The sequence below is a fragment of the Streptomyces sp. NPDC058632 genome (assembly GCF_042717095.1).
In the GTDB taxonomy this organism is placed as follows: Bacteria; Actinomycetota; Actinomycetes; order Streptomycetales; family Streptomycetaceae; genus Streptomyces.
The window spans coordinates 48,834-54,682 of the sequence record NZ_JBHXQZ010000055.1 but is presented as its reverse complement, the minus strand read 5'-3'; the positions used below and the strand labels follow the sequence as shown (position 1 = coordinate 54,682).

Sequence of the window (5,849 nt, the reverse complement as noted above, 5' to 3'; positions counted from 1 at the left end):
CCCGGGGGCCGCCCCCAAACCCCCACCCCCCAACCACCCCCGCGGGGGGGGGGAGGGTGTGGGGGGGGGGGGGCGCGCCGCCGCGCCCCCCGCCCCGGCCGCGCCCGGGGTGGGAGCCCACCCCAGCTCGACCGCCGTCGGGAGCGGGGGAGGGCTCCCTGTCGTGTACGGCCCCGCCGCGTGATCCCGTCGCATACGGGTCGCGCCCGCCACGCCGTGCTCACAGCGTGGTCCGGGGCACGACGGTCACCGGTAACACGGGGTTCACATTCGGGCAATGGCCGGGAAATCGCCTGTTGACAGGCTGCGTGTCATCGCGAGCGGGGCGCCCCGGCACCCCGCTGCCGGCGTGGCGCAACGCCGCAGCGCGCAGCACCCGCACATGCGCCCCGACCCGCCCCGAAGGAAGTGGACCGTGAGCTTCAAGGCTGAGTACATCTGGATCGACGGCACGGAACCGACGGCCAAGCTGCGTTCCAAGACCAAGATCCTGGCGGACTCCGAGAAGACGACCGCGGTCGCCGAGCTGCCGATCTGGGGCTTCGACGGATCGTCCACCAACCAGGCCGAGGGTCACGCCTCGGACCGTGTGCTGAAGCCTGTCTTCGTCTGCCCCGACCCCCTTCGCGGCGGTGACGACATCCTGGTCCTGTGCGAGGTCCTGAACACGGACATGACGCCGCACGAGTCCAACACCCGGGCCGCGCTGGCCGAGGTGGCCGAGCGGTTCGCCGCGCAGGAGCCGGTCTTCGGCATCGAGCAGGAGTACACCTTCTTCAAGGGTGCCCGCCCGCTCGGCTTCCCCGAGGGCGGCTTCCCGGCCGCGCAGGGCGGCTACTACTGCGGCGTCGGCTCGGACGAGATCTTCGGCCGTGACGTCGTCGAGGCGCACCTGGAGAACTGCCTGAAGGCGGGCCTGGGCATCTCCGGCATCAACGCCGAGGTCATGCCGGGCCAGTGGGAGTTCCAGGTCGGCCCGCTGGCGCCGCTGGAGGTCTCCGACCAGCTGTGGGTGGCCCGCTGGCTGCTCTACCGCACCGCCGAGGACTTCGACGTCTCCGCCACCCTGGACCCCAAGCCGGTCAAGGGCGACTGGAACGGCGCGGGCGCGCACACCAACTTCTCCACCAAGGCGATGCGCGAGGGCTACGACGCGATCATCACCGCGTGCGAGTCGCTCGGTGAGGGCTCCAAGCCGCTCGACCACGTCAAGGACTACGGCGCCGGCATCGACGACCGTCTCACCGGCCTGCACGAGACCGCGCCGTGGAACGAGTACTCCTACGGTGTCTCCGACCGCGGCGCCTCGGTGCGCATCCCGTGGCAGGTCGAGAGGGACGGCAAGGGCTACATCGAGGACCGCCGTCCGAACGCCAACGTCGACCCGTACCTGGTGACGCGGCTGATGGTCGACACGTGCTGCACCGCGCTGGAGAAGGCCGGCCAGATCTGAGCCGTCCCCCGACTCGACTCCCGTCCGCGAAGCGAGGGGTGCCCGTCCGCCGGGCGCCCCTCGCTTCGTCGGGTTTCACGCCGCCCCGGGCGTCCGGGCTGTGAACCGGGGCTCCTGCCGGGGCCCGGGGTCTGCTTCAATGAGGGCATGGACGGTTTCCGGGAGCTCCTCACGACAGGTCGCCATGACCTCGAGCCCTTCTGGCCCTCCCGTCAGCACGACGACTTCGACCGGGAGTGTTGCCGCGCGACGACCGCGCCGGCCCTCTGACGCCGTACATCCCGGCCCTCCGCCGGCGCGAACCGCGTACGTCCTCGACGAGCCCGACCACGACCTCGTGGCCGTCGAGCATCCCGACGAACCCTTCGCGCGAAAGAGCTGACCTCTCATGGCGACCACTCGTCCCCTCCCCGCCGCGGCCACCGCGGTGACCTCGGCCACCACCGTCTCCGCGAACTCCGCCACCTCCCCCGCCCCTGCGAACGGCCGTCCGCACCACCGGCTGCGGACCGTCGCCCCGGACGAGGTGGTCACACTCGCGGACCTGCTCCCGCCGGATGCCACCTGGCTGCCCGCGCCGCAGCACACCCTGCCCGTGCTGCCCGGCCGTCCGCCGATGGTCGGCTACCTGGTGCTGGTCCCCGCCGACCGGCAGCCGCCGTTCCCGGTGGCGGTGCCGGGTCCCGAGACGGCACCGCACTACGGCGTGGCGTCCGCGGTCACCGCCACGGCCGGCGCGGACCAGCGGATCCGGGTCGACACCGCGCAGCGCACCGCCGAGGTGGACGGGCGGCGACTCGACCTCACCTACCTGGAGTTCGAGCTGCTCGCCCATCTCGTGGCCCACCCGAACCGGGTGCACACCCGTGACCACCTGGTCGCCACGGTGTGGGGTCACGGCCATGTCGGCGACGGCCGCACCGTCGACGTCCACATCGCCCGGCTGCGCCGCAAGCTGGGCGGCGAGCACCGGGGCACGATCCAGACCGTGCGCCGGGTCGGTTACAGGTACGCCCCCCGAGCCACGGCCGCTCTGCCCTCGGCAGATCCCGGTTCCCTCGCCCCGCCCGCTCCGGCAGTCTCTGACGCATGAGGCTTCTGGTGCTGGGTGGTACGGAGTTCGCGGGGCGGGCCGTCGTCGAGGCGGCGCTGGGGCGGGGCTGGGAGGTGACCGTCTTCCACCGCGGGCGGCACGCGGCTGTGCCGGGCGTGCGGTCGCTGCTGGGCGACCGCACGGCCGTCGACGGCCTGGCCGCCCTGGCCGAGCCGGACGACGCGTGGGACGTCGTCGTCGACACCTGGTCGGCCGCCCCGCGTGCCGTCCGGGACACGGCACGGCTGCTGCGGGGCCGCGCCGGACGGTACGTGTACGTGTCGAGCCGCTCGGTGTACGCGTGGCCCGCGCCCGCCGGAGCCACCGAGGAGGCCCCGCTCGTGGCCGACGCCCACGCGGACGCCGGCCACACCGACTACGCGCGGGACAAGCGGGGTGGCGAACTGGCCGTCGTGGACGCCTTCGGCGCGGACCGGTCGGTGCTGGTGCGGGCGGGGCTGATCCTCGGCCCGTACGAGAACGTCGGCCGGCTGCCCTGGTGGCTGAACCGGATGGCACGCGGCGGCCCGGTCCTCGCACCGGGGCCGCGTGACCTGCCCCTCCAGTACGTCGACGTCCGCGACCTCGCCGAGTGGATCCTCAAAGCGGCCGAGCAGGGGATCAGCGGACCGTACAACCTGACCGGCCCGCAGGGGCACGAGACGATGGGCACGCTGCTGGAGGCCTGCGCGGAGGTGACCGGGGGCGCGGCCGAGCTGCGGTGGACCGGGCCGGAGGTGATCCTCGGGGCAGGCATCGAACCGTGGACGCAGCTGCCGGTCTGGGTGCCGCCGGACGGGGAGATGCACGACGCGCTGCACGCCGGTGACGTCTCCCGGGCGCTCGCGACGGGGCTGCGCTGCCGTCCCGTGAGCGAGACGGCCGCCGACACCTGGCACTGGTTGCGGGGCCTCGACGGGACCGCGCCCCAGCGTCGGGACCGGACGGCCAGGGGCCTCGACCCGCAGACGGAGGCGAAGGTGCTCGCCGCGGCCGACACGACGTGACGGGACGGAGGCCGCGGCGCCGGGGGATGAACGGTCGGGGGTGTAGGTGGCACCACCCCCCGACCGGGGGGCCCGGCCCCGTGACCCGGATGCGGCGCTCGGCCAGACTGACGTCATGACCACCGACTCCGTGACCACGGACAGCATGAGCGCGAGCACGCAGACCGGCAGCAGGGGTACCGGGCACACCAAAGGCCTTCTGAAGGGGGCGTTGCGGGGGCTGGGGCTGGGGCTGGTGTCGCTCCCGCTGTCGGTGACGGCCTTCACCCTGACCCTGGTGTCGATCGCGCTGATCCCGGCCGGCGTCGGCATCGTCACCACGCCGTACGTGCTGAACGGGGCCCGGACCTACGCGAACTGGCGGCGGGTGCTGGCCGCCGAGTGGGGCGGGGTGCGCATTCCGCCCGCGTACCGGCCGGTGCCGAAGGACGCCAACCCGTGGGCGCGCACCTCCGTGATGCTGCGCGACCCGGCGACCTGGCGGGAACTGCTGTGGCTTCCGGTCGACATGAGCGCGGGGTTCGCCACCGCGGTGATGCCGGCCGCGCTGTTGCTGTACCCGCTGGAGGGCATCGCGCTCGCCGCCGGGCTGTGGCGGACGATGCCGGACCCGTACTGGTACGGCTTCGTCCCCGTCGGCGACCAGGCGTCCGCGCTGGGCGCCGGGGCGCTGGCCCTCGGTCTGGTCTTCGTCGCCCATTTCCTCACCCCGTCGGTACTGAACGCCCATTACCGGCTCACCCGCGCCGTCCTCTCCCCCGGACCGGGTGAACTGGAGGAGCGGGTGCGGGTGCTGACCGAGACGCGGCGTGCCGCGGTGGACACCTCCGCGGCCGAACTGCGGCGCATCGAGCGGGATCTGCACGACGGGGCACAGGCCCGGCTGGTCGCGATGGGCATGGATCTGGGGACCATCGAGGCGCTGCTCGACAAGGACCCGGAAAAGGCACGGGAGTTGATCGCGCACGCCCGCAAGTCGTCGGTGGAGGCGCTGTCGGAGCTGCGTGAGCTGGTGCGCGGCATCCACCCGCCGGTGCTGGCCGAGCGCGGCCTGGGCGACGCGGTGCGGGCGCTGGCGCTGCGGCTCCCGGTGGCGACCGAGGTGAGCGTGGACCTGCCGGGGCGGGCCGGGGCGCCGGTGGAGTCGGCCGCGTACTTCGCCGTCAGCGAGGTGCTCACCAACGCGGTGAAGCACGCGGAGGCCGACCGGATCTGGGTGGATGTGCACCGTACGGACGGACATCTGCGGGTGAGCGTCACCGACAACGGCAGGGGCGGCGCGGTGATCGGGGCCGGCTCGGGGCTGACCGGGGTGGAGCGGCGACTGGGTACATTCGACGGCGTCCTGGCCGTCAGCTCTCCCGTGGGCGGCCCCACCATGGTCACCATGGAGATCCCTTGCGAGTTGTCCTAGCCGAAGACCTGTTCCTGCTGCGCGACGGGCTGGTCCGGCTCCTCGAGGCCCATGACTTCGAGATCGCCGCGGCCGTGGAGACCGGGCCCGAACTGGCTCGCGCGCTCGCCGATTTGAAGCCGGACGTCGCCGTGATCGACGTCCGCCTGCCGCCGACGCACACCGACGAGGGGCTGCAGTGCGCGCTGGAGGCGCGGCGCCGGCGGCCCGGGCTGCCGGTGCTGGTGCTGTCGCAGCACGTCGAGCAGTTGTACGCACGGGAGTTGCTGGCCGACGGCAGCGGCGCGGTGGGCTATCTGCTCAAGGACCGGGTGTTCGACTCGGAGCAGTTCGTGGACGCCGTACGGCGGGTGGCGGGCGGCGGTACGGCCATGGATCCGCAGGTGATCCAGCAACTGCTGGCGCGGAAGTCGGGCGACGACCGGCCGCCGGCGCGGCTGACGCCCCGGGAGCGGGAGGTGCTGGAGCAGATGGCGCAGGGCCGGTCCAACGCGGCGATCGCCGGCAAGCTGGTGGTGACGGAACGGGCCATCGCCAAGCACACCGCCAACATCTTCGCCAAACTGGGCCTCGAGGTCTCGGACGACGACAACCGGCGCGTGCTGGCGGTTCTCGCGTATCTCGACCGTGGCCGGTGAAAGCGGACTCGCCGTACCTCGCCGGGAACTCCCTCTCACCCGTCGCGATCGATCCGCAACTCCTCGTGTCCCAGGGACTGTTGAAACCAGAGTGGCGTACGGACTTCTCATCAATTTCCGAGACGGGTGAACACCCCCGGGGCGGCTCCCGTACTAAATGGAGCCGCCCCCCTAAATTTGGGCGCTACGACCCCCCGCAGGACGTCATACCCACCCATGTGCAAGGTGTTCCGTGTCACCCTCC

The 5,849-nt window shown here is 72.8% G+C and carries 5 protein-coding genes; all 5 read left to right on the top strand.

The features are described from left to right. Window positions 1–415 precede the first annotated feature (415 nt). The 5 genes from glnII to ACFWVE_RS21305 all read left to right on the top strand — a co-directional run bounded on the left by glnII (window position 416) and on the right by ACFWVE_RS21305 (window position 5,605). Window positions 416–1,453, top strand: coding sequence for a glutamine synthetase (gene glnII, locus ACFWVE_RS21325; RefSeq protein WP_384016196.1), 1,038 nt, complete (start codon window positions 416–418; stop codon window positions 1,451–1,453). Between the two features lie 388 nt (window positions 1,454–1,841). Beyond that, entirely contained in the window at window positions 1,842–2,546 is a 705-nt protein-coding gene (locus ACFWVE_RS21320; RefSeq protein WP_384016194.1) for a winged helix-turn-helix domain-containing protein, read from the top strand. Then, a complete protein-coding gene (locus ACFWVE_RS21315) occupies window positions 2,543–3,553 on the top strand; it encodes an SDR family oxidoreductase (protein WP_384016191.1) in 1,011 nt (336 codons plus the stop codon). Before ACFWVE_RS21320 ends, ACFWVE_RS21315 begins: the two co-directional genes overlap by 4 nt. A gap of 145 nt (window positions 3,554–3,698) precedes the next feature. Next, entirely contained in the window at window positions 3,699–4,967 is a 1,269-nt protein-coding gene (locus tag ACFWVE_RS21310) for a sensor histidine kinase (protein WP_384016202.1), read from the top strand. Further along, window positions 4,952–5,605, top strand: a complete 654-nt coding sequence (locus ACFWVE_RS21305; protein WP_384016189.1) for a response regulator — start codon at window positions 4,952–4,954, stop codon at window positions 5,603–5,605. Before ACFWVE_RS21310 ends, ACFWVE_RS21305 begins: the two co-directional genes overlap by 16 nt. Window positions 5,606–5,849: the final 244 nt, after the last annotated feature.

What these genes read in the sequence shown, in the direction of transcription:
- ACFWVE_RS21320 (WP_384016194.1), top strand. Translation starts at nt 1,842, where the DNA reads ATGGCGACCACTCGTCCCCTCCCCGCCGCGGCCACCGCGGTGACCTCG.
- ACFWVE_RS21315 (WP_384016191.1), top strand. Translation starts at nt 2,543, where the DNA reads ATGAGGCTTCTGGTGCTGGGTGGTACGGAGTTCGCGGGGCGGGCCGTC.
- ACFWVE_RS21310 (WP_384016202.1), top strand. Translation starts at nt 3,699, where the DNA reads ATGAGCGCGAGCACGCAGACCGGCAGCAGGGGTACCGGGCACACCAAA.